24 protein-coding genes are annotated in these 25,653 nt (G+C 70.7%); 12 read left to right on the forward strand and 12 right to left on the reverse strand.

The window, feature by feature from the left end; all coding sequences use genetic code 11:
- Positions 1-53 precede the first annotated feature (53 nt).
- The 5 genes from M4486_RS07575 to M4486_RS07595 all read right to left on the reverse strand — a co-directional run bounded on the left by M4486_RS07575 (position 54) and on the right by M4486_RS07595 (position 6,368).
- A complete protein-coding gene (locus M4486_RS07575) occupies positions 54-524 on the reverse strand; it encodes a heat shock protein transcriptional repressor HspR (protein ID WP_249480540.1) in 471 nt (156 codons plus the stop codon).
- A gap of 102 nt (positions 525-626) precedes the next feature.
- Positions 627-1,646 (reverse strand): DnaJ C-terminal domain-containing protein, encoded by a 1,020-nt coding sequence (locus M4486_RS07580; protein ID WP_249480541.1) that lies wholly within the window; start codon positions 1,644-1,646, stop codon positions 627-629.
- Positions 1,647-1,899: 253 nt separating this feature from the next.
- Positions 1,900-2,577 carry a nucleotide exchange factor GrpE gene (locus tag M4486_RS07585; protein WP_249480542.1) on the reverse strand — a complete coding sequence of 226 codons (678 nt, stop codon included), beginning with the start codon at positions 2,575-2,577 and terminating at the stop codon, positions 1,900-1,902.
- The gene (dnaK, locus tag M4486_RS07590; protein WP_249480543.1) at positions 2,577-4,448 is read right to left on the reverse strand and encodes a molecular chaperone DnaK; all 1,872 of its coding nucleotides are present in this window, start codon (positions 4,446-4,448) and stop codon (positions 2,577-2,579) included. The genes M4486_RS07585 and dnaK overlap by 1 nt, the downstream gene beginning before the upstream one ends.
- Positions 4,449-5,375: 927 nt before the next feature.
- Positions 5,376-6,368 (reverse strand): phosphotransferase enzyme family protein, encoded by a 993-nt coding sequence (locus tag M4486_RS07595; protein WP_249480544.1) that lies wholly within the window; start codon positions 6,366-6,368, stop codon positions 5,376-5,378.
- A gap of 471 nt (positions 6,369-6,839) precedes the next feature.
- Between M4486_RS07595 and M4486_RS07600 the strand changes: the two genes are divergently transcribed.
- Both M4486_RS07600 and M4486_RS07605 read left to right on the forward strand, forming a co-directional pair.
- Entirely contained in the window at positions 6,840-7,457 is a 618-nt protein-coding gene (locus M4486_RS07600; protein WP_249480545.1) for a GrpB family protein, read from the forward strand.
- Between the two features lie 83 nt (positions 7,458-7,540).
- Positions 7,541-8,080 (forward strand): chloramphenicol phosphotransferase CPT family protein, encoded by a 540-nt coding sequence (locus tag M4486_RS07605; RefSeq protein WP_249480546.1) that lies wholly within the window; start codon positions 7,541-7,543, stop codon positions 8,078-8,080.
- Positions 8,081-8,529: 449 nt separating this feature from the next.
- Here the strand turns inward: M4486_RS07605 and M4486_RS07610 are convergent, their stop codons facing one another.
- The gene (locus tag M4486_RS07610) at positions 8,530-9,384 is read right to left on the reverse strand and encodes a nitroreductase family protein (protein WP_249480547.1); all 855 of its coding nucleotides are present in this window, start codon (positions 9,382-9,384) and stop codon (positions 8,530-8,532) included.
- A 106-nt stretch (positions 9,385-9,490) separates the two neighbouring features.
- Positions 9,491-10,093 carry a TetR/AcrR family transcriptional regulator gene (locus M4486_RS07615; RefSeq protein WP_249480548.1) on the reverse strand — a complete coding sequence of 201 codons (603 nt, stop codon included), beginning with the start codon at positions 10,091-10,093 and terminating at the stop codon, positions 9,491-9,493.
- A gap of 226 nt (positions 10,094-10,319) precedes the next feature.
- On the opposite strand from M4486_RS07615, the gene M4486_RS07620 reads away from it, so the two are divergent.
- Entirely contained in the window at positions 10,320-11,084 is a 765-nt protein-coding gene (locus M4486_RS07620; RefSeq protein ID WP_249480549.1) for a hypothetical protein, read from the forward strand.
- Between the two features lie 38 nt (positions 11,085-11,122).
- Positions 11,123-11,515 (forward strand): MmcQ/YjbR family DNA-binding protein, encoded by a 393-nt coding sequence (locus M4486_RS07625; RefSeq protein ID WP_249480550.1) that lies wholly within the window; start codon positions 11,123-11,125, stop codon positions 11,513-11,515.
- Positions 11,516-11,589: 74 nt separating this feature from the next.
- Here M4486_RS07625 and fmdA read toward each other — a convergent pair whose 3' ends face one another.
- A complete protein-coding gene (gene fmdA / locus M4486_RS07630) occupies positions 11,590-12,846 on the reverse strand; it encodes a formamidase (protein WP_152353428.1) in 1,257 nt (418 codons plus the stop codon).
- 59 nt (positions 12,847-12,905) lie between these two features.
- Entirely contained in the window at positions 12,906-13,199 is a 294-nt protein-coding gene (locus M4486_RS07635) for an FmdB family zinc ribbon protein (protein WP_249480551.1), read from the reverse strand.
- A 224-nt stretch (positions 13,200-13,423) separates the two neighbouring features.
- On the opposite strand from M4486_RS07635, the gene M4486_RS07640 reads away from it, so the two are divergent.
- The 5 genes from M4486_RS07640 (at position 13,424) to M4486_RS07660 (ending at position 19,367) form a co-directional block, all read left to right on the forward strand.
- Positions 13,424-14,941, forward strand: a complete 1,518-nt coding sequence (locus tag M4486_RS07640; RefSeq protein ID WP_249480552.1) for an MmgE/PrpD family protein — start codon at positions 13,424-13,426, stop codon at positions 14,939-14,941.
- 27 nt (positions 14,942-14,968) lie between these two features.
- Positions 14,969-15,994 (forward strand): methylisocitrate lyase, encoded by a 1,026-nt coding sequence (gene prpB / locus M4486_RS07645; protein WP_249480553.1) that lies wholly within the window; start codon positions 14,969-14,971, stop codon positions 15,992-15,994.
- Positions 15,991-17,184: a bifunctional 2-methylcitrate synthase/citrate synthase gene (locus M4486_RS07650; protein WP_249480554.1), complete on the forward strand. Its 1,194-nt coding sequence runs from the start codon at positions 15,991-15,993 to the stop codon at positions 17,182-17,184. Before prpB ends, M4486_RS07650 begins: the two co-directional genes overlap by 4 nt.
- On the forward strand, positions 17,177-18,286 hold the full coding sequence (locus M4486_RS07655) for an FAD-dependent monooxygenase (RefSeq protein WP_249480555.1): 1,110 nt from the start codon (positions 17,177-17,179) through the stop codon (positions 18,284-18,286). Before M4486_RS07650 ends, M4486_RS07655 begins: the two co-directional genes overlap by 8 nt.
- Before the next feature lie 145 nt (positions 18,287-18,431).
- Positions 18,432-19,367 (forward strand): aldo/keto reductase, encoded by a 936-nt coding sequence (locus M4486_RS07660; RefSeq protein ID WP_249480556.1) that lies wholly within the window; start codon positions 18,432-18,434, stop codon positions 19,365-19,367.
- On the opposite strand, the gene M4486_RS07665 is transcribed toward M4486_RS07660, so the two are convergent.
- Positions 19,357-19,929: a DUF2087 domain-containing protein gene (locus M4486_RS07665; protein WP_249480557.1), complete on the reverse strand. Its 573-nt coding sequence runs from the start codon at positions 19,927-19,929 to the stop codon at positions 19,357-19,359. The genes M4486_RS07660 and M4486_RS07665 overlap by 11 nt on opposite strands.
- A 331-nt stretch (positions 19,930-20,260) precedes the next feature.
- Here M4486_RS07665 and M4486_RS07670 point away from each other — a divergent pair, with 331 nt between their 5' ends.
- The gene (locus M4486_RS07670; RefSeq protein ID WP_249480558.1) at positions 20,261-20,617 is read left to right on the forward strand and encodes a hypothetical protein; all 357 of its coding nucleotides are present in this window, start codon (positions 20,261-20,263) and stop codon (positions 20,615-20,617) included.
- A gap of 47 nt (positions 20,618-20,664) precedes the next feature.
- Here the strand turns inward: M4486_RS07670 and M4486_RS07675 are convergent, their stop codons facing one another.
- On the reverse strand, positions 20,665-21,267 hold the full coding sequence (locus M4486_RS07675) for a class I SAM-dependent methyltransferase (RefSeq protein WP_249480559.1): 603 nt from the start codon (positions 21,265-21,267) through the stop codon (positions 20,665-20,667).
- Between the two features lie 177 nt (positions 21,268-21,444).
- Between M4486_RS07675 and M4486_RS07680 the strand changes: the two genes are divergently transcribed.
- Positions 21,445-23,475, forward strand: coding sequence for a glycosyltransferase (locus M4486_RS07680; protein ID WP_249480560.1), 2,031 nt, complete (start codon positions 21,445-21,447; stop codon positions 23,473-23,475).
- Between the two features lie 4 nt (positions 23,476-23,479).
- On the opposite strand, the gene M4486_RS07685 is transcribed toward M4486_RS07680, so the two are convergent.
- Positions 23,480-24,547 carry an ADP-ribosylglycohydrolase family protein gene (locus M4486_RS07685; protein WP_249480561.1) on the reverse strand — a complete coding sequence of 356 codons (1,068 nt, stop codon included), beginning with the start codon at positions 24,545-24,547 and terminating at the stop codon, positions 23,480-23,482.
- 234 nt (positions 24,548-24,781) lie between these two features.
- Between M4486_RS07685 and M4486_RS07690 the strand changes: the two genes are divergently transcribed.
- A complete protein-coding gene (locus M4486_RS07690; protein WP_249480562.1) occupies positions 24,782-25,624 on the forward strand; it encodes a hypothetical protein in 843 nt (280 codons plus the stop codon).
- Positions 25,625-25,653 lie beyond the last annotated feature (29 nt).

The following is a 25,653-nucleotide window of genomic DNA, read 5'->3' on the forward strand; positions in this document are numbered from 1 at the left end:
CGACGGGCCGAGCACTCGAAGGTTCGAGCGCCCGTCGGACCCGTGCGCACGGCTCAGCGTCCCCCGCCCGGCCTCCAGAGCACGACGGCCCCGTTATCGGGGCGGGCGGGGCGCTGGCCGCGGCGCAGGGTGCTCACGCGCCCCGCGCTGTCGGCCGCGAAGACACGACCGGAGCCCTCGCCCCCGCCACTGCGGGAGCCCGAGGTGCGGCCGCCCATCGCGGCGATCGCCTCTCGCACGGAACCGAGCTGGGACTGCAGCTGCGTCACCTCGTCCTGCAGCTCGAGGATCCGCTTGATCCCCGCGAGATTGATGCCCTCCTCCTGGGAGAGGCGCTGGACCTCGCGGAGCTGCGCGACGTCGCGCGCGCTGTAACGGCGACCGCGGCCGGACGTGCGCTGCGGTGAGACCAGGCCGAGCCTGTCGTACTGGCGCAGGGTCTGCGGGTGCATGCCCGCGAGCTCGGCCGCGACGGAGATGACGAACACGGGCGCCCGCTCGTCGAACTGCTGGAACGGGGGCATCGCCCTCGCCTCCTCTCGTACTGCGGTCGAGCTCTGGTCGTGCACCGCGCCGCGCGACCGGCCTGGGCGCAGTCAGCGTCCGGGCCGGATCGCCCGCGGCCGTCAGCGGCGGGCAGCCTCGGCGAGGCCGGCGCGCGGGTCCTCGTCGCCGAGCGCGTCGCGCAGGGCCTCGACGGCCTCGCGCGCCGAGTCGTCGAGGTGCTCGGGGACGGCCACCTCGATCTTCACACGCAGGTCCCCCGTCCGCTTGGACGTCTTCAGCCCCTTGCCCTTGGCGCGCAGCGTGCGGCCCGACGGCGTGCCCGCGGGGACCTTCATCCGCACGTGGCCGCCGTCGAACAGGGGGACCTCGATCGTGGTGCCGAGCGCCGCCTCGTCGAAGCGGACGGGCACGGTGATGTGCAGGTCCGCGCCGTCGGCGGACCACACGGGGTCGGAGCCGACGTCGAGGGTGAGGATCAGGTCGCCGGCGGGGCCGCCGTTCTGACCGGGCTGTCCCTTGCCGCGCAGACGGATCTTCTGTCCGTCGTGCACGCCGGCGGGGATCCGGGTGGTGACGCTGCGCCCGCCGACGTCGAGCTTCGCCTCGGTGCCCAGCGCCGCGTCGCGGAAGCTGAGCGTGAGGTGGGCGCGCAGGTCCTCGCCCTTCGTCTGCGTGGCGTAGCCGCCGCGGCCGAATCCCGCGCCGCCGCCGGGCGCACCGCCGAAGCTCGCGCCGCCCCCGCCGCCGCCGAACATGCGCAGCAGGTCGTCCATGTCGATGTTCTGACCGCCCGAGCTGTAGGCGGTGCGGCCTCCTCCGCCGCCTCCGAACATCGAGCCGAACATGTCCTCGAATCCGCCGCCGCCTCCGCCGCCGGATCCGGGGGCGAAGCGCGCGCCGCCCGCGCCCATGGCGCGGATCGCATCGTACTGCTCGCGCTGCTCGTCGTCGCTGAGGACGGAGTAGGCCTCGCCGACCTCCTTGAAGCGGTCCTCGGCGGTGGGGTCGTCGGCGTGGCGGTCGGGATGGAGGTCCCGTGCCTTCTTGCGGTATGCCTTCTTGATCTCCTGCGCGCTCGCGTCCTTCGAGACGCCGAGGACCGCGTAGAAGTCCTTCTCGAGCCAGTCCTGCTGGGACATTCGTGCGCCTCCTTTCGGGGAGCGTCGGTCTGCTGTGGATCTGTGGTGGTCCCGGTGCGGCGAGGGGTGCCGCTGAGTCCATGGTGCACGGCCCGGCTGCGGGCCGCGGAAGTCTGTGGTGCCGATGTTCCCTCATGGCAGGCGGGCCGGTGCGGAACTGATCCGCACCGGCCCGCCGCGCCGACGGGGTCGGCGTGCGATCGGGGCGGCTCCCGCCGAAGCGACGGGAGCGCCTCCGATCATCCCGTGGGAATCACTGCGGGCCCACGGTGCCCACGCGGGCGGGCCGCAGCACGCGGTCGCCCGCCCGGTACCCGGGCTGCATGACGAGCTTGATCCGGGTGGTGTCCGCCTCCGCGGACTCCTCGTGCATGAGGGCCTCGTGAAGGCTCGGATCGAACTCGTCGCCCGCCTCGCCGTACCGCTCGAGGCCCTGCGAGCGCAGAGTGTCCTCGAGCTTCGCGGCGATCGAGTGGAACGGGGTGCCCTCGGCGATGTCACCGTGCTGGCGACCCAGCTCGATGTCGTCCAGGACGCTGATCAGGCTGGTCAGGACGCGGGCGGAAGCGGCCTGCTTGTCGGCCGCCGCCGTCGCCTCGATCCGACGCCGGGAGTTGACGTACTCGGCCTGGGAGCGCTTGAGCTCCTCGGACAGGTCCGCCACCTGCGACTCGAGCTCCGCGATCCGGGCGCTCTCGCCGGAGGCCTCCCCCGCGGGGCCGCCCTCCTGCTGCGCCTGCTCGTAGAGCGCCGCCGCCTCGGCGTCCAGGGGGTCGCCCCCCTGGTCGTCGGCCGTCGGGCCCGACGGCCGGACGCTGCCGTCCGCCGGATCCACCCTGCGCTTGTCGGTGAAGGAGAACCCCGCCTCGGCCGCGTCACCCTCGGGACCCTGCGGGTCCTGGGGATCGGGCGTCTGCTGGTTCTCGGTCATCACTTCTTCTCCTCGTCCTCGTCGTCCACGATCTCTGCGTCGACCACGTCGTCGTCATCCGACGACGCACCGGCGTCCGCGTTCGGAGCGCCCTCGGTGCCCTCGGCGCCGTCCTCGCCCTGCTGCGAGTAGATCGCGGTGCCGACGGCCTGGAGCGCCTCGTTGAGGGCGTCCCGCTTGGCCTCGAGGTCGCTCGTGGAGGCGTCCTCGTTCGCGAGCAGGTCCTTGCCCTCCTTGATGGCGTCCTCGGCCTTGGTGCGGTCGGACTCGGAGATCTTGTCCTCGTTGTCCTTCAGCAGCTTCTCGCCCTGGTAGACGAGCTGCTCGAGGGTGTTGCGGGCGTCGGAGTTCTTCCGGCGCTCCTCGTCCTCGGCGGCGTGGGCCTCGGCGTCCTTGACCATGCGGTCGATGTCGTCCTCGGAGAGGGCGGACCCGCCGGTGATCTGGATGGACTGCTCGTTGCCGGTGCCGCGGTCCTTGGCGCTGACGTGCACGATGCCGTTGGAGTCGATGTCGAAGGTGACCTCGATCTGCGGGATGCCGCGCGGGGCCGGCGCGATGCCGGTCAGCTCGAAGGTGCCCAGGAGCTTGTTGTCCCGGGTGAACTGGCGCTCGCCCTGGAAGACCTGGATGGCGACCGACGGCTGGTTGTCCTCGGCGGTGGAGAAGATCTCCGAGGCCTTGGTCGGGATGGCCGCGTTGCGCTCGATGAGCTTGGTCATCCGCCCGCCCTTGGTCTCGATGCCGAGGCTCAGCGGGGTCACGTCCATGAGCAGGACGTCCTTGCGGTCGCCGGTGAGGACGGCGGCCTGCAGGGCGGCGCCCACGGCGACGACCTCATCGGGGTTCACGCCCTTGTTCGGCTCCTTGCCGGTCAGGGACTTCACGAGCTCCGAGACGGCCGGCATACGGGTCGAGCCGCCGACGAGGACCACGTGGTCGATGTCGGAGACGGAGATCCCGGCGTCCTTGATGACCTGGTGGAAGGGGGCCTTCGTACGCTCGAGGAGGTCCTGCGTCATCTCCTCGAAGTGCGAGCGGGTCAGTTTCTCGTCCAGGTGCAGCGGGCCGTTCTCGGTCATCGAGAGGTACTGCAGCGAGATGTTCGTCGACGTCGAGGAGGAGAGCTCCTTCTTCGCCTGCTCCGCGGCCTCCTTGAGGCGCTGCAGGGCGATGCGGTCCTTGCCCAGGTCCACGCCGTCCTTGGACTTCACCTGCTGGATCAGCCAGTCGACGATCTTCTGGTCCCAGTCGTCGCCGCCCAGGCGGTTGTCGCCCGCGGTGGCCTCGACCTGGATGGCCGAGCCGTCCTCGTCCTTGCTCACCTGGAGCAGGGAGACGTCGAAGGTGCCGCCGCCGAGGTCGAAGACGAGGATCTCCTCGTCGTCCTTGCCCTTCTCCAGCCCGTAGGCGAGAGCGGCCGCGGTGGGCTCGTTGATGATGCGCAGGACGTTCAGTCCCGCGATCTGGCCGGCGTCCTTGGTCGCCTGGCGCTCGGAGTCGTTGAAGTACGCGGGGACGGTGACGACGGCGTCCGTGACGGGCTCGCCGAGGTATGCCTCCGCATCGCGCTTGAGCTTGCCCAGGATGCGGGCCGAGATCTCCTGCGCGGTGTACTTCTTGTCATCGATGTCCGTGCTCCAGTCGGTGCCCATGTGGCGCTTGACCGAAGAGATGGTGCGGTCCACGTTGGTGACCGCCTGGCGCTTGGCGACCTCGCCCACGAGGACCTCTCCCTGCTTGGAGAAGGCCACGACGGACGGGGTGGTGCGCATTCCCTCCGCGTTCGCGATCACGGTGGGCTGGCCGCCCTCGATGATCGCGACGCAGGAGTTGGTGGTTCCGAGGTCGATTCCGACGACACGGGACATGGGGGCCTGCCTTTCTGCGACGCACGGTCGCAACGGGTTCGTGCACCGCCGGCGATGCCGCCGGGAAGCGCTGAGTCGTACGCACTCAAGTAGAGATCCGCCGCGCAGGGCTGTCAAACCCCGCCTCACCAAACTTGAGTACACATGACTCAACTACGGGAGCCTGCCGTTCATTCCCCTGTTGGCGAGAAGTGGTCCAGTTCACAGATGGGCGATCTTCGCAAGTTGGCAGCAATCTCATCGATCGGTCAGTGGCGTGCCAGTGGTCTCACCCATATGTCAGTACGCGACGGAGCACGCTGACTCGAGCACCGGCGAAGGCCTCAGCCAACGGACGGACGACCACCTACTGACCGACAGGGTTTCTCGATCCCCGGAGACACTCCGCTCGTGAGGTGCGTCCGTACGGCACCAGGGAGGTCACCAATCGATCTCGGGGGCACGCGGATGCTTCCTTGTTGAGCATCCGGGCGACAGGGCAGCTGTAGCAGGTCCCCGTGTTCAGATCTTCGATCTCGGTGATGACGCTTCGTGCCCCCTTGAACTCTCGGCGTAGCGCGGCGATCAGCTGACGGCCCGCCGCGGGGTGGAGGCAGGAGCACTTCACTCCTGGGTGGAACATCGGCGAGGTCAAGAACGACGTGCCCTTCACCGAACTCGGCAGAGAGCTTCGAACGTGCCACGTCAGAAACTTCCTTGGCTGTAGCAATGACAGCGGCCCTGGGGCGGTACCGCACGTTTCGGTTCGACTTCGTCGTGCGTCGGCAAGACCGGGCCATCGCGCAGCGATGATCGAAACTCCAGCTCGCCGACCACCTTTCCGTACCGAGCGACCGTGATGTTGTGCCCGTGGATCGCTGCTACAACGGCGGAGACGATGTCAGGAGGCAACATGCTCAGGTCGGGCTGCGGGGTCGTCCTGCGGGATCAATCCCTCCAGGCCGACGAACACAGCTCTGCTAAGGCTGCGCGTGACCAGCTTGACGACTCTTCGCTCTTGGGAATCATCGCGACCGAGTACCAGAGCACCAGGACCGGCCACCATCGCACCTCAGCCTGGGTGAGTGCACTCACGGACGCATATCCGTCGAGGAAGGTCGAACGAACCTCGGCGGACACCGGGTTCCAGTCTCGGTACTCGGTTCCCAAGAGCACCGCGGAGCGAGCGAGCTCGTCGATCCTGGGCCCGACCCTTGCCTCGTCGAAGTCGAGCACGCCACTGACTCCATTTTCGGACCACAGGATGTTGGTGCTTCGGAAATCGCCGTGGAGCATTTGTGTGGGTAGCGCATCGTCCAGCCCGCTCTCGATCGCTTTTTCCAGTGCCTGCCGTGCCGCGGTTGGGACATGAGAGCGGTCACCATCGAGCCATCCGCGGACCATTGAGGTGAGTGTTCTCCGGGGTGGGTGCAGAGTGGGCAACTGGAGACTTTCTGGGTACGCCGCGAGCGCCTCGTGCACGTGGGCGAGCGTCGCCCCTGCAGCGCGGACTTGGCTCGGCGCGCCGACGTCCAGAATCGTCCCGTCGATCTTCCTTTGCAGAGCGAGCGACACGTTGTCGACTTCGAGCTGCACCTGCCCGTTGCTCGCAGGGATCGGCGCAGAGATCGGAACCCCTTCCTTCCCCAGCCAGGCAACCACTCGGGCAAGGGCGTTGAGGTGCGCGAACCTGTCACTGGCGATCGACCATTTGGCCACAAACGCTTCAGTAGGAGAATTCAACCAGCCCAGCGCATTGCGGTCGCTGATCGCGATCCGATTGCAGGAACGTATATCCAGCTCCCACTGCTTCCGCACTGTCTCCTTGATCCAACGGCCGGCCTGTTCAACACTCTTGAATCCAAAGCGTGAATCGATGACCGACCGTGGATCCTCGTCTTCCCAGAGCATGTCCACTAGGGACGTCGTCGTCTCCTCCACGCATCAAGAACACCACAGAACTGACTCCCCCATGAGGTCCTCCGTGACATCAGGGTCGAGGAGGCCGGCGGAAGGTCCACGCCTTCGAGCCAGAGCTAGCCGTACTCCCGCACCCGACCGAGCTCTTTGCGGCCTGTGCTGCCGATGACCGTCATGCGTCGGAACCTGGGTCGGGGCCGATGCGGTCGCCCCGGTGAGCGGCTCACGCAAGGTAGAAGCGAGCCGAGGAATCGGACGCCTCGGGGAGAAACTGGGCCTGCGTCTCGGTCGTCACGCCGCAGGGCACAGCGCCGCCTGTCAGACAGATGGTGCTAGAACCTACAACGGGCTCGGTCCCTCAGCCCCGGGCTCGGAAGGCTGGTCCACCCTCGGCGACTTCGCCAAGGCCCGGCCTCACCGACCCCAGATCAGAGCTCCCGCCACCCCCAACAACTCACTGTGATCAAACGGTCCCGCGCGTAGCGTGATGCCATGACGACGCTGTGGTCGAACCCTGCACAACTCCACGTGTACGACCACTCATGGCCGCACCGCGCCGAACGGGCACTCGATGAACTTCGCGATCGATTGTCGGGGCTTCCGGGGGCTGCTGTCGCCAGCTACGAGCACATTGGATCCACGGCCGTGCCCGGGCTGTCCGCGAAGCCGAACCTCGATCTCCAGATCCGGATCCTCCCGCTGCCCACTGACTCCACGTTGTGCGGACAGCTCGAAGACCTCGGCTACGAGCGAGCTCGAGGGGCGAGACCAGACTCCCCTGGCGTCTACCGCGACATCCCACGCGGCTCAGAACTCGTCGATGACGCCGTCTGGGAGAAGTCGGTCTTCGTGCACCGGCCCAACCGCATCATCCTGCACGTGCGCCGTGCGGATTCACCCTGGGGTCGTTACACGGTCTGGTTCCGAGACTGGCTGCGAGCACATCCTGACCAGCGCATCCGATACGAGTCGATGAAGAGGCGGCTGAGCGACGAGAACGCGGGCAAGACCGACTACGACGACTACACCAGAGCGAAGACTGCATTCTTCGACGAGGTCCAAGCCGACTTCGAGCGATGGGCACACCAGACACGCACCTCTGAGCAGTAAGCGCGTTGCTGCCCAACTTCCTGCAAGCCGCGTCATCTTTCAGGACGCGCCCCGGCCCCAGAGGCCCGGATAGGCTCCCAGTCATGACGCTTCGTGAGTTCGGGATCTTCCTCAACGGTTCGTACGGGGTGGGCAAATCCTCGACGCTCGAGCACCTCGCGGACCTCTTCGCCGAAGCCGAGCTCCCGTTCAGCCTCTTCGATGTGGACTGGTTCCATCGCTCATGGCCGACGGCTACCACGGATCCTGAAAACGTCCTGACGGAGGCCGACAACATTCGTGCGGTGTGGAGGAACTACCGTCAGACTGGCCCACGGACACCCCTCATCGCGGGAGTGATCACAAAAGCCAAGGACCTGGAGCGTTATAAGCAGTGCTTCGAGCTCCCGCTCCGGGTTGTGCACCTCACCGCGTCCTCGGACGTGGCAGAACTTCGACTCCGTGGCCGATACACCTCAAGCCAGCACCGCGCACTGACGTGGCACCTCGGTGACCATGAGCGACTTGCACGAGAGCTGCATCAGCTCCCGTCACACGACCTCGTCGTCGACACAGACCACAGGTCATCGGCAGAGGTTGCCGCAGTCGTCTTCGACGAGTTCGCGCCGTGCTTGCACAGCTAGGCCCCAGTCCAATCTAGCTAGCCGAAGCTTCACGCCGACAGTCACGCTATGGCGGTTCTCCCGACGTCACCCAAAAGGAATGTGATGACTTGGCGAGAATCTGGGCAGCTTTCCCCGTGCCGCACCACAGGACAAAGGACTGTGCCCGTGACACATCGGACGGGAACCTACCCGTGCAGAGGGCGACGCACGGGATGGTCGGCTCCCGACAGCCGGGTCAGCACGCATGAGCTCCCGACGCATTCATCGGACAGGTTCATCGGGAAGGCTCGACCCCGCCGGGGACCATCGCGAGATGCCCGTCCCCCGTTGCACGGCAGCACAGAGGCGCACCGACCGCACGCAAGAGGTTGTCGGCGCCGTGCACGACATTCCGCCCCTCCGATCGGGCGCAACACAGTGCGCTGGCGTCCGAGCGGCAGGGCCACGCCCGCCGCCCGGACGGGTCATCACTGGAGAGCGAATCCCCGGGAGGTGACCGTGCGACGGAGGTGTTCGCGGCCATCCATGTAGTCGGGGCTGGCCGCGAAGACGGTCGCTTCCACCCAGGTCTTGTCGCGCAGGCCGGCGTCGGTGCGGAACTCCTGGAAGGCGTCCTCGTAGTCGTCGATCCACCCTGTGCCCTGATCATTGTCATAGGCCTCGCGGTGGAGCACGACGGACTGAGGGGGTCGAGGGCGCATCGAGCTTGCATGCTCCGGGTCGGGGCGGCCGATCGCCATGCCGAAGGCGACGTATGCATAGTCGGGCAGGCCGATCAGGTCGGCCAGAGCCTGGGACTGGTTCCGCATCGATCCGAGGTACACGCCGCCCAGCCCGATCGACTCGGCTGCGACGAGCCCGTTCTGAGCCGCCAGAGCCGTGTCGATCGTCGCCATGGTGAACGCGTCCAGGAAGTCGATGGCGTGATGGTCCGCGCCTTCACGCTCGACGATCGCCTGGTTGCGGGACATGTCCGCCACCCACAGCAGGACCATCGGTGCCGCGGCCACGAAGTCGTAGCCCTTCCCCTTCATCGACGGCCCCCTCGTGTAGGCGGCGAGCTGCTCGAGCGTGTCCCGGTCCGAGATCGCGACGACACTCCACAGATGCTGGTTGGAGGATGTCGAGGCCGACTGCGCACCAGCCACGATGGTCGCCAGCTCCTGCTCGGTGACGGGATCGGGCAGGAACGCACGCTGCGAGCGGTGTGCGAGGAGATCTTCGATCTGCCGGTTCCACAGGATCGCCGGTTGATGGTCACGGCCGTAGCGCTGACGGAGGAGGTCGGCGCGTTCGGGGGTGAGGTCGGAGGTGTAGGTCATGATCGCCTTTCCGAATTGGATTCGGTTAGATCAACACCTGCTCCCCCTGCTTCATTCCTGCTGGGCGCGGCTGTGGTCGAACACACTCCGCTGCGGTCGTTCGCCGCTACTCCCCCGACCTCGGGAGCATGCGGGCAAGACCTCCCAGGATGACCGTGACAGCGAAATCAGTGGCAGCCTCCTTGTCATAGCGGGAGTGGTCGATGGAGGCGGTGTACGCCGGAAGGGCGGCCCGGATGCGCTCGGAGATGACGGGCTCCGGGAGGCCTTGTGCGAGCCCAAGGGCCTGCGACTCGATGAGACCGATGATCAGGCGGAGCTGATCAGGGCGGAACCCTCCGTCGAGGAGTGCGGCGAACACGGGCTCGTAGATCGCGATCGTCCGCTCGCGGGAGATGGACGTGGAGAAGATCAGGGGCAGCAGCTTCACGTGGCGCGAATAGTGGTCCGCGAGCTGCCGCATCAAACCCTCGACAGCGGCCTCCCACCCCAGGCCGTCGGGCAGGGGTGCGATGCGCTCCAGCATCCGGAGACGAGCGAGGTCGATCACCTCCTCTCGCCCCTGGACATGGCTGTAGAGGGATGAGGGAGCCACTCCCAAGAACTTCGCCAGAGACGTCATCTGCACGTCCCCCGATCTCTCGACGAGCTCCAGTGCCGCATCGGCGATCTTGCTGGGCGAGAGAATCGGAACCACAGGGCGGGCCATCGGACTCCTCTATCGGCAGGTTTCTCGAGCGGAGGAGCACACGCTACAACGACCGGCTCCCGGACACCCGGCCGCGCCGCGCGGTCACGACGGAGCTCGAGCACTACGGCGGGCCCGCCCTGCTCGTCACTCATCGGCTCACAGCAGCGCCGGTGCATCGCCTCCACTGAAGACCTGCAGCGCGGCGTCGACGGGGTACCCCTCCCACGTGCCATACCCTCGCGGGATGCCCCGGCTCCCCACTCCGATCCCGCGCCCCGACGACCACACCGACGCGCCGCCCGACTCCAGCCGCTTCCAGCGCCTGGACGGTGCCGCGGTGCGGCGCTCGGCGCAGTCGCTGCAGCAGCGCATCAGCTCCCGGTTCCCCGATCGCACGCTCTGGGAGGTGTGCGGCGAGGTGGTGGGGATCGTGGACGAGATCAACGCGGGATCCGGGATCAGCAGACGCCGCGTGCGCGCGGCTCGCGTGCTCTCGCGCCTGGTCATGCTGCTGATCGCGATCTTCCTGGGCGGCGCGGTGGCGCTGGCGGCAGTCCAGGTCGCCACCTCTCCCGGCGCCGTCGGGCCGCTCGACCTGCTTCCCCTCATCGAGACGATCATCAACGACCTGGTGTTCGGCGGCATCGCCGTGTTCTTCCTCTTCTCGCTGCCCGAGCGCATGGAGCGGGCGCGCGTGCTGAGGATTCTGCACCGCCTGCGCTCGCTCGCGCACGTGATCGACATGCACCAGCTCACCAAGGTCCCCGAGCGCCTCGAACGCGCCACCCGAGAGGAGGGCGGCATGGATCTGGACCGCGCGGACCTCACCCGGTACCTCGACTTCTCCACGGAGATGCTGTCGCTGGTGGGCAAGAGCGCCGCGCTGTTCGCCGAGGACACGACCGACGGCGACGTGCTGGACGCGGTCCAGGGCATCGAGACCCTCACCTCGGACATGGCCCGGAAGGTCTGGCAGAAGATCGGGATCATCCAGCAGCAGGGAGCGTGACGCGGCCAGCTCGGCGGGCCGCCGTGGACAATGGCGTGATGGACGGGGAAACCCTGCAGGACGTAGCGCGGGCGCGCGCCCTCGAGCTGCCGGCCGCGCACGTCACGCAGCCCTTCGGACCCGAGGCGGACGTCGCGAAGGTGCTCGGGAAGATGTTCGCGCTCCTGGCCGGGGTGCGAGGGACGCCCGCCGTCGTGCTGAAGGCCGACCCCCGCGACTCCGAGGCGCTTCGCTCGATGCACGAGGACATCACGCCCGGCTACCACATGAACAAGCAGCACTGGATCACCCTGTGGCCTGGCGGGAGCCTGGACGCCGCCTTCGTGCGCGAGCTCGTGACCGACTCCTACCTGCTGGTCGTCGAGACCCTGCCTCGCGCGCAGCGCCCGGTGGACCCGAGCACGTTCCTCGTCGGCGAGCGCGAGGACTGAGCGCGGGTCGTCGCCCCTTCCCCGCGCATCCGGATCAGCCACGGGGTGACTGACGCGGCCCGACGACGTCCGCGTCAGCCGACGCTTGCGCGAGGCGCTCCGATCCCCGGATCGATCTGCGGCACATCCCCGGCTCCGGGGCGGATGTCGATGTCGAAGATGTCCAGCGGCAGGTAGACGGTCGCGCACGCGTTGGGGATGTCCACGACACCGGAGAACCTTCCCTCGACCGGCGCGGCGCCGAGCAGCAGATACGCCTGCTCCTTCGACCAGCCGAAGGTCGAGAGGTAGTCGATCGCGTGCAGGCAGGCCCGCTGGTAGGCGAGGTGCGAGTCGAGGTAGCGCTGCTCGCCGTCCAGGGTCACGGAGGTGCCCGAGAACGACAGCCACCTGCTGTGCTGCGGCGGGGTGTCGCCCGGCATGAAGATCGCGTTCTCCGCGACGCCGTACTTTTCCATGCCCCCGGGGATCACGTCCACGTGCAGGTCCAGGAAGCCGCCCATCTCGATGCCGCCGCAGAAGGTGATCTCTCCGTCGCCCTGGCTGAAGTGCAGATCGCCGACCGAGAAGTTCGCCCCGTCCACGAACACCGGGTAGAAGATCCGGGTGCCCTTGGTGAGGTTCTTGATGTCCTGGTTGCCGCCGTTCTCGCGCGGTGGGGCGGTGCGCGCGCCCTCCCCCGCGACCCTCTCGCGGTCCCCGTCGGGCACCCCGCCCAGGATTGCCCCGTCGGGCTCGGGCGGGAGCGCGAGCGCCGGGACGCGCTGCGGGTCGGTCGCGATCAGCGCCGCCTCGCGCGTGTTCCATCGGCCCAGCAGCTCGGCCGACGGCGCGGTCCCCATGAGCCCGGGATGGATCATGCCCGTGAACTCGACCCCGGGGACATGGCGGGAGGTCGCGCGGTCGCCGCGGAAGTCCCAGACGGCCTTGTAGGCGTCGGGGAACTCATCGGTGAGGAAGCTGCCTCCGTTGCGCTTGGCGAAGATTCCCGTGTACCCCCAGCCCTGGCCGGCGAGGGGTCCTTCGTCCTCCTGCGGGATGGGGCCGACGTCGACGATGTCGACGATCAGCAGGTCCCCGGGCTTCGCCCCCTCGATGCGGAAGGGCCCGGAGAGCGCGTGGACGGTGTTCAGCGGCGCGCTCGCGATGTCCTCGGCGGAGTCGTCGTTGCGGATGTACCCGTCGAACCATTCGCGGCAGTCGACGCGGAAGGTGTCGCCGGGGCGCACGCTCGCGGCGGGAGGGATGTCCGGGTGCCAGCGGTTGTGGCCGAGGACCTTCTGATCGGTGAAGGGCTTGGTGGAATCCAACGGGAAGACGTTCGTGGGCATGGCCTCTCCTTCCACAGGGACGGGGTCGCCTCTCGGCCCCGTCGCGAACAGGGCCGGCCTCAGGGACGCGGCAGGCGGGCGTGGCGCGGGTCCCGGGTGACGGGCGTCCCCCGCCGTGGGGCGGCGCCTCCGCCGGGAACGGCATCCACCACGCCCGGGCTGTGCGCACTGGCCTGCGTGCTGTCGAGCAGCCGAGCGGTAAGCGAGCCGAGACGCCCCAGCGCCGGCGCGGCGATCAGCCGCCCGGCGGAGGCGCCGCAGTCGGGGCAGTCCTGCGCCCCATCGCGCATGCTCATCGGCACGGAGACCTCGAAGCGGTGAGCGCCCGTGCAGCGGAACTCGTAGATCGGCATCCGGGCTCCTTGTCGCGTACGTCACAGGTCCCCCAGCATAGGCCGGACGCCGCGACGCAGGGGCATGTTCGCGGGTCCGCATCGGCAGGGCGACCGGCGGCTTCCGGGGCGCCTTCCGGATTCCACGGCTCCCGTCGGATTCCACGGGGAGCCGCGGCCATCCGCCGGACGCCACCATGCGGTATACACGGTGGGAGCACGGTCAACGCCCCAGAGAGGACCCCATGCACGACATCGATGTCCGCGTCCACCGCTCCGAGGAGAACCTGCCGCGGGAGGAGCAGCTGGCCTGGCAGATGGCGCAGGTCGCCGTCGACCCCGTGGCCGTCGGCCCGGAGGTCTCGGAGATGATCATCAACCGGATCATCGACAACGCCGCGGTCGCCCTCGCCTCGCTGCGCCGCTCCCCCGTGGTCTCGGCCCGTGCGCAGGCCCTCAGCCACCCGGTCTCCCACGGAGGCTCGGGCGCCGGCGTGTTCGGCACCGACGAGCGCACCTCCCCGGAGTGGGCGGCCTGGGCCAACGGCGTCGCCGTGCGCGAGCTCGATTTCCACGACACCTTCCTGGCCGCCGAGTACTCCCATCCCGGTGACAACATCCCGCCGATCCTCGCGGTTGCCGAGCACACGGGCGCCACGGGGGCGGACCTGATCCGCGGCATCGCCACCGGCTACGAGCTGCAGGTCGATCTCGCGCGGACGATCAGCCTGCACGCCCACAAGATCGACCACGTGGCGCACCTGGGGCCGTCGGCCGCGGCCGGGATCGGCACGCTGCTCGGCCTCGACGCGGAGACGATCTTCCAGGCCATCGGCCAGGCCCTGCACACCACCACGGCCACGCGACAGTCCCGCAAGGGTGAGATCTCGACGTGGAAGGCGCACGCCCCCGCCTTCGCCGGGAAGATGGCGGTCGAGGCGGCGGATCGCGCCATGCGCGGCCAGACCTCCCCCGTCCCGATCTACGAGGGCGAGGACGGCGTGATCGCCTGGCTGCTGGACGGCCCCGACGCCCGCTACACCGTCTCCCTGCCCGATCCGGGCGAGCCCAAGCGGGCGATCCTCGACACCTTCACCAAGGAGCACTCGGCCGAGTACCAGGCGCAGGCCTGGATCGATCTGGCGCGCCGCCTGCACGAGACGCACCCGGAGGCCACGGACCCGGAGCAGGTCGACTCGGTCCTCCTCCGCACGTCCCACCACACGCACTTCGTGATCGGCTCGGGAGCGAACGACCCGCAGAAGTACGACCCGCGCGCCTCTCGCGAGACCCTCGACCACTCGATCCCGTTCATCTTCGCCGTGGCCCTGCAGGACGGCGCCTGGCACCACGTCGACTCCTACGCGCCCGACCGCGCCGCCCGGCCCGACACCGTCGCCCTGTGGCACAAGGTCACCACGACCGAGGACCCCGAATGGACCCGCCGCTACCACTCCCTGGATCTCACCGAGAAGGCCTTCGGCGGCGCCGTCGAGATCACCCTGCGCGACGGCACCGTGATCCGGGACGAGATCGCCGTGGCCGACGCGCACCCGCAGGGCGCCCGTCCCTTCGCGCGCGAGCAGTACGTCCAGAAGTTCCGCTCGCTCGCCGAGGGCGTCGTCGAGGACGCCGAGGCCGACCGCTTCCTGCAGGCCGTCGAGGGCCTCCCCGACCTCCCGGCGGGACAGCTGCACCGTCTCTCCCTGCGGGCGGCCGACGGCGTCATCGACCCAGCGGCCGCCCCCGCGGGACTGTTCTGACCCCGGATCCTGGAAGGACGAGCTTCGATGCTGAACTCCACGACCACCCCGTCGGCCAAGCGCCGCGCCCTGCGCGAGCTGCTGCACCCGGGCGCCGCCGCCCCGTTCCCCGGCGCCTTCACGCCCCTGTCCACCCGCCTCATCGAGGAGCAGGGCTTCCCCGGGGTGTACATCTCCGGCGCGGTGCTCGCCGATGAGCTGGGGCTGCCGGACATCGGCCTGACCACTCTCACCGAGGTCGCCGCCCGCGGCGCCCAGATCGCCCGCACCACCGACCTGCCCTGCCTCATCGACGCCGACACCGGCTTCGGCGAGCCCATGAACGTGGCCCGCACGATCCAGGAGCTCGAGGACGCGGGCCTGGCCGGCTGCCACATCGAGGACCAGGTCAACCCCAAGCGCTGCGGCCACCTCGACGGCAAGGCCACCGTGGACACGGCGACCGCCGTGCAGCGGATCCGCGCCGCGGTCGACGCCCGACGCGATCCGGACTTCCTGGTGATGGCCCGCACCGACCTGCGCGCCGGCGCCGGGCTCGACGCCGCGATCGAGCGCATGCGCGCCCTCGTGGACGCGGGGGCCGACGCGATCTTCCCCGAGGCGATGGCCGACCTCTCCGAGTTCGAGGCCGTGTGCCGGGCGGTCGACGTGCCCGTGCTCGCCAACATGACGGAGTTCGGGAAGTCCCCGCTGTACTCCAGGGAGCAGCTCGCGCAGACCGGCGTCGCGCTGGTCATCTACCCGGTGACGCTGCTGCGCACCGCGATGGGCGCGATCGAACGGGTGCTGCAGTCCATCCGCGTCGAGGGGTCCCAGGCATCCCGCGTGGACGAGATGCTCACCCGCGCACGCCTCTACGACCTCGTGGACTACGAGTCCTTCAGCAGCTTCGACGCCGGCGTCTTCGACTTCGAGGTCCCGGGCCGGGCCGGGACGGGCAGCGCAGGCGCCGCAGGCAGCGGCGATGGAAGCGGCAACAGCAGCAGCACCGACAGCAACAGCAGAAGCACCAGCGGAACCACGAGCACGGACGAGCAGAGGAGCGAGTCATGAGCCCGAGCAGCCAGAGCGACCCCGCGAAGAACCCGTCGACCGGCCCCGAGATCCACCGCGGGCTCGCGGGCGTCGTCACCGACGTCACGGCGATCTCGAAGGTCAACCCCGAGACCAACTCCCTGCTCTACCGCGGCTATCCGGTGCCCCAGCTCGCCGCGACCCAGCCCTTCGAGGCCGTCGCCCATCTGCTGTGGACCGGCGAGCTGCCCACGGACGCGGAGATCGAGGAGGACCGCGCCCACGAGCGCGCCCACCGCGCGCTCGCGCCCGAGGTGAAGGCGGCCCTGGACTCCCTGCCCGCCACCTGCCACCCGATGGATTCCGTGCGCACCGCCGTCTCGGTCCTGGGTGGTCTGGATCCCGCCGCGCAGGACGACTCGCCCGCCGCGGAGCTCGAGAAGGCCCGGAGGCTGCTCGCACAGCTTCCCGCCGTCATCGCCTACGAGCAGCGGCGGCGCCGCGCCGGAGGGCCCACCGAGCCGATCGCCCCGCGCGAGGACCTCGACTACTCCCAGAACTTCCTGTGGATGACCTTCGGGGAGGAGGCGGCGCCCGAGGTCGTCGATGCCTTCCGCGTCTCGATGGTGCTCTACGCCGAGCACTCCTTCAACGCCTCCACCTTCACCGCGCGCGTCATCACCTCGACGCTCTCCGATCTGCACTCGGCGGTCGTGGGCGCGATCGGCGCCCTCAAGGGCCCCCTGCACGGCGGCGCCAACGAGGCCGTCATGCACACCTTCGAGGAGATCGGGATCCGCCCCGAGGAGTCCGAGTCCGCGGCGAAGGACCGCGCGAAGGCCTGGATGGACGACGCCCTCGCGCAGAAGAAGAAGGTCATGGGCTTCGGGCACCGCGTCTACAAGAACGGCGACTCGCGCGTGCCCACCATGAAGCAGGCGCTCGACGCGATGATCGACCACGTGGGCCGCCCGGAGATCCTGGGTCTCTACAACGGGCTCGAGCAGTCGATGGACGAGGCGAAGTCCATCAAACCCAACCTCGACTACCCCGCAGGCCCGACCTACCACCTGATGGGCTTCGACACCGAGATGTTCACACCGCTGTTCATCGCCTCGCGGATCACCGGATGGACCGCGCACATCATGGAGCAGCGGGCCGCGAACGCCCTGATCCGCCCGCTCTCGGAGTACGTCGGCCCCGAGGAGAGGCCGGTCCCGGGTGCGTGATGCCCGCCGCGGGCCCTCGTCCACGGGACCCGGGCGGTTCCGGCGGGTGCTGCGCGTCCGGATCCTCGGTGCGGGCGTCGCCGGGACCGCCGCGGCGGCCCTGATCGCCGCTGCCGGGCACGAGGTCGAGCTGATCGACGAGGACTTCGCGCAGCCGGCGCTGGGCACCTCGCTCGCCCTGTTCCCGCCGGCCCAGCGGGTGCTCGCGCGGATCGGAGTGCTCGATGCCGTGACGGCAGGGGCGACGGCCCCGCGCGAGGGACGCCTCGTGGGGCGCGGAGGCCGAGTGCTCGCGACCCTGCCCTCGGGCGAGGCGCTGCTGGTGCCGCGCCCGCACCTGCTCGCGTGCCTGCGCAGGGCGCTTCCGAGCGAGGTCCGACGGCGACGGATGCGCGTCCAGGACGTGCGTCCGCTGCGGCGCGGCGCCGACGTGCTCGTGGGCGCCGACGGACTGCACTCGCTGATCCGGCTCTCCGGCTGGGGCGAGGGCGCCCGGGCCCGCGGGCACGGAATGACGATCCTGCGCGGCATCACCCCGCAGGCGCCGCCGGAGATCTCGGAGACCTGGGGCGGCGGGTGGCTGTTCGGCATCACGCCGCTCACTGGGGGCGGCACCAACTGGTTCGCGTCCGTGCCCGAGCACCGTGCACCCGATCGCGAGGGCGACCTCGCGCACCTCCGGGAGGTCGTGGGCGGCGCACGGGCGGCGATCGACGCCGTCCTCGAGGCGTCGGCGCCCGCGCGCACGACGGTGCACGGCCTGTTCACCGTCTCGCCGGTGCGGCCCGTGCGCGAGGACGTGGTGCTGATCGGCGACGCCGCGCACGCGATGGCGCCGAACCTGGGACATGGGGCGAACACCGCACTCTCGGACGCGGCGGCCCTCGCCACGGCGCTCGACGGCGCGCAGCGGATCCGCCCGGCGCTGGCCCGCTACGCCGCGCGGCGGCACCTCGTCGACCAGGGCTGGAGGCTCGGCTCGGAGGTCATGCTGCGCGCCGGGATGGCCGACGGGCTCGCGGGAGGGCGGGACGCAGCGCTCGGCGGAGTCGGCCGCGCCCTCGCCCGCCGCTCCCGCGGGGACCAGGAGCCCGCGCGCTGAATCCCGTCGGCGCGCCGCGTCCGCGCCGAGTCCCGCCGGCGCGTCGTGTCGTCCCGTGAACACCCCTCGGACGCATGTCAGGTCATCGTCCTATCGTCGGCGGTGACGCATCAGCACTCACCTCTCGACATCGCAGGAGATGCACATGACCCACGATCTCATCGGCGACCTGCCCCTCGTCCTCGGCGGCAACACCTTCGGCTGGACCAGCGACGAGGACGAGTCCTTCGCCGTGCTCGACGCCTTCCTCGCCGCCGGGGGCCGCCAGATCGACACGGCCGACGTCTACTCCGCGTGGGCACCGGGCAACGACGGCGGCGTCTCCGAGGCCGTGATCGGCCGCTGGCTCGCCGCGCGCGGCACCCGGGACCAGGTCGTGCTCGCCACGAAGGTCGGCTCGCTCGCCTCCCGCAAGGGTCTCGCACGGGAGAACGTCGAGGCCGCCCTCGAGGACTCCCTCGCCCGCCTGGGCACCGACCGTGTGGACCTCTACTACGCCCACTTCGACGACGAGACGCAGTCCCCCGCCGAGCTCGCCCGCACCTTCGACTCCCTGGTGCGCGCCGGGAAGGTGGGCGCCATCGGCATCTCGAACCTGTCCCCCGAGCGCCAGCGCGCCTGGATCGAGGCGGCCCGCGCCGAGGATCTGACCGTACCCGTGGCCATCCAGGTGCAGTACTCCCTCGCCCATCGCGCGGACGTCGAGAACGGCTACGGGCAGGTCGTCGACGAGAACGACCTCGCCCTGTTCAGCTACTTCTCCCTCGCCGCCGGCCTGCTCACGGGCAAGTACCGCTCGGCGGCCGACCTCGAGGGGGTCGCCCGCGGCGCCCAGCTCACCGACTACGGCACGCCCGAGGGCTTCGCCCTCGTAGACGTCCTCGTCGACGTCGCCGAGCGCCACGACGCGGAGCCGACGGCCGTGGCCCTCGCCTGGCTGCGCGCGAAGGGCGTGACCGCTCCGGTCGCCTCCGCCCGCACCACCGCTCAGCTCCCGGCGCTGGTCGCCGGGGCCACGCTCGAGCTCGCGGCCGAGGACGTCGCAGCCCTGGACGAGGCCTCCGCGCCGTTCACGCGCTGATCGTGGGGTCCGCGGAGCCTGCGGGCTCAGCCGGTCGCGCGGGCTCGGCGGACGACTCCGCCTCGTCCTCGAGCGTCCCGGCGAGGAAGCGCGGCAGCCAGACGGCCTCCCAGTCGCTGACCTCCTGGGCCATGTTGCCCACACGGGCCGGCGGCGCGGCCGGCAGCCAGTAGGCGCCCACGCCGTCGCGCTCGAGGTACCCGTAGTCGACGAGTTCACGGCGCAGGTAGGCGACGTCCTCGTGGACGGGCCGCAGGATGTCGCCCACCTCGGCCTCGGTGTAGACCTCCCCGGGGGCGAAGCGCGCGAGCAGCTCGAGCAGCACTGAGAGGCGCGTCTTGCGCTTGGCGGGGATGCGCTCGAGCACGCCGCCGATGAGGAACGGGCGGATGAGCTTCTCGTGGTGCGCGCGCGCCGCCGCGGGATCGGGCGTCGGGGCGGCGATGCGCTCGGGCCGGGTCGCGGCCTGCGCGAGCAGCGCGGCGCGGGCCGCCGTGAAGTTCTCGCCGGTGCGCCCCATGCGGGCGCGCACGAGCTTCTTGAAGTCGGAGGAGCGGGTCATCGGATCACCTCTGCCGCCATGGCATCCCCAGCCTGCGTCGGCGGCGCGATGCCTCGACGATGATCGGTCCGGATCCGAGGATCTGCTCCCCTTCGCCCCGAGGGCGCGGGCTGGGGCCGACGCCGGGCTGGGCGGTGGATCGCCGCCGGGAACACCCTAGCGGATCGCGTCGATCCCAGGACGCCCGCACCGTGCGGACGGGGTGACGGCTGCGGCGGCGATATCGAGGTGATCGAGGGCGCGGGACGGTCGAACGCTCGTTCGTCCCACCCCTCTCCTAGTCTCCGAGGACCGTTGCCGCCGGCGCCGCCGGAGGCGGGAAGGAGCAGTCATGGACACCGTCGGTCATCCTGGATCCCGGGTGCGCACCGTCCATCCCGAGCGGACCGCGCGCCGCGAGCGCGACCGCATCCGCGCGGGGCTCCTGCTGAGGGCGCCCGGGCTCGAGCGACGCATCGTGGAGACCTCGAGCGGATCGCTGCTGGTGCGGCTCCCGGCCCCGCCGACCGCCGCGGGAGGCGCCGGCAGCGTCGACGGGATCGAGATCGGGAGGCTCCCCGACCGGGGACGCGCCTCGTGGGTCGTGGTGGTGCGTCGCCAGGATCGCGCGAGCGTGCGGCGCTGCGCGACCGTGGAGCAGGTGGTGCGCTCGGCGCTGATCGGACTGCGGTCGGCTCGCGCCGCGTGAGTCCTCCCCGAGGGGACACGACCCCGCACGGGCCTCGGCCCCATGCCTCAGCTCAGGCGGCGGGCCAGCGTCGAGATGACGTGCCAGTGCTTCTTCGCGGAGCTGTAGGAGCGGCCGTCCTCGTTGCGGACCTCGCGGTCCAGCACGCGGAAGCCGCGGAACATGTCGCCGATCTCCTGGGCGCTCAGGGTCGCGATGTCCTCGCGCTCTGCCCAGCTGTCCGACTCGCCGAACAGGTCCACGGCGATGACGCCGCCGATCTTCAGGGCTCCGGTGAGCTTCGGCCAGATCTCGCGCAGACCGTCCGGGCCCAGCATCGGCAGGGCGTAGGCGGAGTAGACGACGTCGGCCGCGGGGAACTGCTCGACGTCCCGCGCATCCATGTGATGGAAGTTGATGCGACCGGTCATGCGCTCGTTCTCGACGAGGCGCTGCGTGAGCGTGTCATCGGTGTCGTAGGCGTGGACGGTCAATCCGCGGCGCGCGAACTCGAGCGCGTCGGCGCCACCACCGGCGCCGATGTCGATCGCGACCTTCCCGGGCCCATCTCCGCCCGCGGCGTGCACAGCTTGCGTCACGACCCGCCGGGCGGGACGCGCCGCAGCACTGGCGTTGTATGCGTGCCAGTCGATCGTGGGGGCGGTGTCCATGCAGTTCAGGGTATCGACCTTCATCCAACATTCAATATGACAGAGGCCTGGCGCACACCGGTTTCGTCACCAGCGAACACCAGGGGGCCGCTGCGCCGGTTCCCAGGGGCAGATGCGGCGTGCGCCCTGCGCGGTCGCGCACTCCGCGGGAGCCCATCCACTCCTAGGATGATGTACATGTCAACCACGCCGCTGCGCCTGCTGCTCGTCTCGCTGCACACCTCCCCGCTCGCAGTGCCCGGCAGCGCCGATGCCGGCGGCATGAACGTGGTGGTCCTCGAGCAGGCGCGCGCCCTCGCCGCGGCCGGCCACCAGGTCGACATCGTCACCCGCCGCAGCGATCCCGACGCGCCCGCGATCAGCTCGGTCACCCCGCGCCTGCGTCAGGTCCTGCTGCACGGCGGCCCCGCGACGCCGCTCGCCAAGAGCGCCATGGAGCAGGCCATCGAGCCGTTCTCCGCGGACCTCGAGCGCCTCGTGTCCGACGCCGAGCAGGCCGGGGAGCCGTACTCCCTGATCCACTCGCACCATTGGTTCAGCGGCGTGGCCGCGCTCCCCGTCGCCCATCGTCATCAGCTGCCCCACCTGCAGTCCTTCCACTCCGTCGCGGCCCCGGAGGGCTCGACCACGCTGGGCGCCGGAGAACCCGCCGAGTCCGCGGGCCGCATCCCCGGCGAGCGCCGCACGGCGAGGGAGTCCCAGCTGGTCATCGCCGTCTCCCAGGCCGAGGCCCGCACGGTCCGCGAGCGCTACGGGGTCCCCTCGGACCGCGTGCTCGTGGTCCCGCCCGGCGTGGACACCGCGCGCTTCCATCCCTCGCCCCTGAGCGCCCGCGAGCGTCTGGAGGAGCCCACGATGCTGTTCGCCGCGCGGCTGCAGCCCCTCAAGGCGCCGGACCTCGCCCTCGACGTGCTCGCCCGGCTCGACGCGTCCTTCGCCGCCCGCCTGGTGCTCGTGGGCGCCGCCTCGGAGGACTTCGCGGCCTATCGCGCGGAGCTCGAGGAGTCCGCCCGCTCGCTCGGCCTCGCCGACCGCGTCTCGTTCGCCGGCTCCATGGACCAGGACGAGCTCGCCGCCCGCATGCGCGAGGCCGCCGTCCTCCTGCTGCCCAGCTGGTCGGAGACGTTCGGGCTCGTCGCCCTCGAAGCGCAGTCCAGCGGCACCCCGGTGGTCGCCTGGGACCGCGCGGGCGGCGTGCAGGAGGCCGTGGGCCCCGGCAGCCGGCTGATCGCCGGTCGCGACCCCGACGTCTGGGCCGAGGCCGTCGAGTCCCTCATCGGCGAGGAGGCCGCTTTCCAGGAGGCCTCGCGCGCCGTGCGCGCCTTCGCCGAGACCCGCACCTGGCAGGCCTGCGCCCATCACCTCGAGCGGATCTACCGGGCCGTCGTCCACGGCGGCGCCGCCCACGGCCCGTCGGACCCCTGGCACCTGGTGCGCACGGCCGGCACCGTGCTGGCCGTGCACGCCCATCCCGACGACGAATCGCTCGCCACCGGTGCGCTGCTGGCCGACCTCTCCTCGCGCGGCACCCGCGTCGTGGTCGTCACGGCGACCCGTGGTGAGGAGGGAGAGGTCGTCCCCGGGGCGATCGCCGAGGACGACGAGCGCCCGCTCGAGGAGGTCCGCGCCCAGGAGGTGCGCCGCGCCCTCGGGGCGCTGGGCGTCGATGAGCACCACATGCTCGGCGAGGCCCCGGCCCTGGCCGAGGGCGCCGCACCCCGGAGCTACCGCGACTCGGGCATGCGCTGGGTGCGCGACGGCGTCGCCGGTCCGTCGGAGAGCGCGGGGCCGACGAGCTTCACCCATCAGGATCTCGACCAGGAGATCGCGGACCTCTCCGCGCTCATCGCGCACGTGCGTCCCGACGTGGTCCTCGGCTACGACGACCAGGGCACCTACGGGCACCCCGACCATCTGCGCGCGCACGAGGCGACGGCCGGGGCGGCGCGCGCGCAGGGCGTGCCGTTCGTCGAGGTCGCGAGCGAGCCCGACCCCGAGGCCCTGGCCGGCGGAGAGCCCTTCGCCTTCCGCGACCAGCCGGGCTCGGCGTCCGCCCTCGGCGCCGCGCTGCGCGCCTATCGCACGCAGCTCACGGTGGTCGGCGAGCTCGAGGGCGTGCCGGGAGGTGTGCGCGTGCGACACGTCGGGGGTCAGATCCAGGACGTGCCGCTGCGCACCGGTCTGCGGATCCCGGCCGAGAGCGAGTGACCTCTCAGCCGGCGGCGTCGGACGGGCAGCGACGCTGCTCGGCCGGGGCGACCACGCGCTCGACGAGGCTCTCGAGCTCGGCGACCTCGTAGCCGGGCCAGCCGAACATCTCGCGCCGCCACTCCGGCGGCACGGCCTTGGGGCCGAGCGCGGCGCCCGCCAGCGCCCCGGTGATGCACGCGACGGTGTCGGTGTCGTAGCCCGCGCGGACCGCCGAGGTGAGCGCGTCCACGAGGGCAGCACGGCGGGCGAAGCGGTCCTCCGGAAGAGGCAGCACGCTGTGCACCGCCGACCATGCGGCCTGGAAGGCGGCCACCACCCAGCCGTTGCGCGGGAAGTCGACGGGGCGCGCCGACTCGGCCTCCTCGATGCGCTCCCGCCAGAGATCGCGGCGGTCCTCCGGGAGGCGGTCGAGGGCCACGCGCACGTCGATCTCGCCGCTCAGGATCGCGTGACGCACCGCGAAACCCCACAGCACGCAGGCCTCGACCGCGTCGGGGTGGACGTGGGTGAGGCGGCAGATCGTGCGGATCGCGTCCTCGGTGTCCTCGTCGGAGGAGAAGAGATAGGGCAGCACGCTCGCATGGGAGCGCATGAGCGCGGCGTTGCCCGCGACCCGCGGGAGGTCGCGGTGGGCGTCCTCCGCGGCCTGCTGGAGATCGCTCGCATGGGGCATGGAGTGCCCGGCGCTGCGGGCCACGTCGGCCGCGCGGCGCATGACGGTCGAGGTCAGGGCGCCGATGTCGGGGGTGCCCATCGACCACGCGTACCACTCCCGCGCGATCTGATCGAGGGCGGACGCCGTGCGCAGGTCATGGGTGCCGGGCGTCGCGGCCGCCGCCTCGAGCACGACGATCGCCATCGAGGTGTCGTCGGTCCACTCCGCCTCGCCCCATTCCAGGACGCCGCCGCCGATCATGCCGACGTCCTCGCTCGGGGCGATGGGGCCCTGGAACTCGTACGGTGCGCCCAGGGCATCGCCCGCGGCCGCCGCGACCACCGCGCCGATGGCGCGCTCGAGGACGTCGCCGTCCGAGGTCCGGGCGTCGTCGCAGGGCTGGTCGCGGGTCACGGGGACATGTTTCCACACGACCATGGGCCATGTCCGGGAGAATGTCCGGTCCCCGGACGCCCATGGCCCCTGGTGGGGAGAACCTCACACGGACATGACGAACGTCGGCCCCGGGACGTCGCGCACCAGCGCATCCGCACCGACGCCCTGTGTTCCGCCCACCTCCTCGAGCGGCCTGCCACCAGCGGAGCACCAGGCACGGCCGATACAGTGGAGCGACTTCGAAGGAGCCCCATGACCACCTCGTCCTCCCCGTCCTCCGCCGCGGATCCCGAGGCCCCCGCCGAGGCCGCCTCCTGCAGCAGCGACCCGCACGGCTCGGACCCCCACGACCACACCGGGCACGACCATCCGCCCACCGGCGCGGAGATCGTCAGCGCGCTCGTGCGCGGACTGTCGATCGTCTCGCTCGTGATCCCCGCGGTCGCCGTCGCCCTCGTGCTCGTCTGCCTGCCCGCGACGCCCTCGACGCCCCTGCCTCTCGTGCTCGGCATCGCCCTCGGCGCCCTCCAGCTCATGGGCGTCGTGGTCACCAGCATGTTCGTCTCGAAGGTGCAGAGGCGCCTCGCGGTCAACCCCGGACCGATGGCGGTGCGCTCGACCGTCGAGGAGGTGCTGCGTCTGGCCGCGGTGCTCTTCGCGGGCCTGCTGTGGCCCTCGGAGGCCGTCGGCCCCATGGGCATCTGGCTCGGGCTCGGCGCGGCGCTGGTCTGGATCGTCCTGGCCACCGCGCAGACGGTGAGCGCACGGCGCCGGATCGCCGCGCCCTCCGCGTGGGCGACCGAGGCCGTCGGCACCTTCCTCACCGAGAAGGTGAGCGTGCCCCGCTCGATGGTGCTGCGCGTCCTGGACGTCGTGGGCACCGCGCTCTTCCAGATCGGCGCGACCGTGCTGATCGTGCTCTCCCCCGTGCTCACGATCGGCACCATCGTGCTGTCCATCGCGACGGGCCTGTCCACCCTGATCCTGCAGCGCCGCAGCCCGGGCGAGCGCACGCACACCCTGTGGGCGTACGCGCCCTTCGGGATCGGCGTGCTCACCGCCGCGCTCGCGCTGCTGGGACTGTCCACCCTCTGATCCACGAGACCGGGTCGGCCCAGGGCGCG

The sequence above is a fragment of the Brachybacterium kimchii genome (genome assembly GCF_023373525.1).
GTDB classification, from domain to species: Bacteria; Actinomycetota; Actinomycetes; order Actinomycetales; family Dermabacteraceae; genus Brachybacterium; species Brachybacterium kimchii.

Bases quoted from the DNA above. Each gene is read 5' to 3' on its own strand.
- M4486_RS07575 (WP_249480540.1), bottom strand. From the start codon at position 524: ATGCCCCCGTTCCAGCAGTTCGACGAGCGGGCGCCCGTGTTCGTCATC.
- M4486_RS07580 (WP_249480541.1), bottom strand. From the start codon at position 1,646: ATGTCCCAGCAGGACTGGCTCGAGAAGGACTTCTACGCGGTCCTCGGC.
- M4486_RS07585 (WP_249480542.1), bottom strand. From the start codon at position 2,577: ATGACCGAGAACCAGCAGACGCCCGATCCCCAGGACCCGCAGGGTCCC.
- dnaK (WP_249480543.1), bottom strand. From the start codon at position 4,448: ATGTCCCGTGTCGTCGGAATCGACCTCGGAACCACCAACTCCTGCGTC.
- M4486_RS07600 (WP_249480545.1), top strand. From the start codon at position 6,840: ATGACGACGCTGTGGTCGAACCCTGCACAACTCCACGTGTACGACCAC.
- M4486_RS07605 (WP_249480546.1), top strand. From the start codon at position 7,541: ATGACGCTTCGTGAGTTCGGGATCTTCCTCAACGGTTCGTACGGGGTG.
- M4486_RS07610 (WP_249480547.1), bottom strand. From the start codon at position 9,384: ATGACCTACACCTCCGACCTCACCCCCGAACGCGCCGACCTCCTCCGT.
- M4486_RS07615 (WP_249480548.1), bottom strand. From the start codon at position 10,093: ATGGCCCGCCCTGTGGTTCCGATTCTCTCGCCCAGCAAGATCGCCGAT.
- M4486_RS07620 (WP_249480549.1), top strand. From the start codon at position 10,320: ATGCCCCGGCTCCCCACTCCGATCCCGCGCCCCGACGACCACACCGAC.
- M4486_RS07625 (WP_249480550.1), top strand. From the start codon at position 11,123: ATGGACGGGGAAACCCTGCAGGACGTAGCGCGGGCGCGCGCCCTCGAG.
- fmdA (WP_152353428.1), bottom strand. From the start codon at position 12,846: ATGCCCACGAACGTCTTCCCGTTGGATTCCACCAAGCCCTTCACCGAT.
- M4486_RS07635 (WP_249480551.1), bottom strand. From the start codon at position 13,199: ATGCCGATCTACGAGTTCCGCTGCACGGGCGCTCACCGCTTCGAGGTC.
- M4486_RS07640 (WP_249480552.1), top strand. From the start codon at position 13,424: ATGCACGACATCGATGTCCGCGTCCACCGCTCCGAGGAGAACCTGCCG.
- prpB (WP_249480553.1), top strand. From the start codon at position 14,969: ATGCTGAACTCCACGACCACCCCGTCGGCCAAGCGCCGCGCCCTGCGC.
- M4486_RS07650 (WP_249480554.1), top strand. From the start codon at position 15,991: ATGAGCCCGAGCAGCCAGAGCGACCCCGCGAAGAACCCGTCGACCGGC.
- M4486_RS07660 (WP_249480556.1), top strand. From the start codon at position 18,432: ATGACCCACGATCTCATCGGCGACCTGCCCCTCGTCCTCGGCGGCAAC.
- M4486_RS07665 (WP_249480557.1), bottom strand. From the start codon at position 19,929: ATGACCCGCTCCTCCGACTTCAAGAAGCTCGTGCGCGCCCGCATGGGG.
- M4486_RS07670 (WP_249480558.1), top strand. From the start codon at position 20,261: ATGGACACCGTCGGTCATCCTGGATCCCGGGTGCGCACCGTCCATCCC.
- M4486_RS07675 (WP_249480559.1), bottom strand. From the start codon at position 21,267: ATGGACACCGCCCCCACGATCGACTGGCACGCATACAACGCCAGTGCT.
- M4486_RS07680 (WP_249480560.1), top strand. From the start codon at position 21,445: ATGTCAACCACGCCGCTGCGCCTGCTGCTCGTCTCGCTGCACACCTCC.
- M4486_RS07690 (WP_249480562.1), top strand. From the start codon at position 24,782: ATGACCACCTCGTCCTCCCCGTCCTCCGCCGCGGATCCCGAGGCCCCC.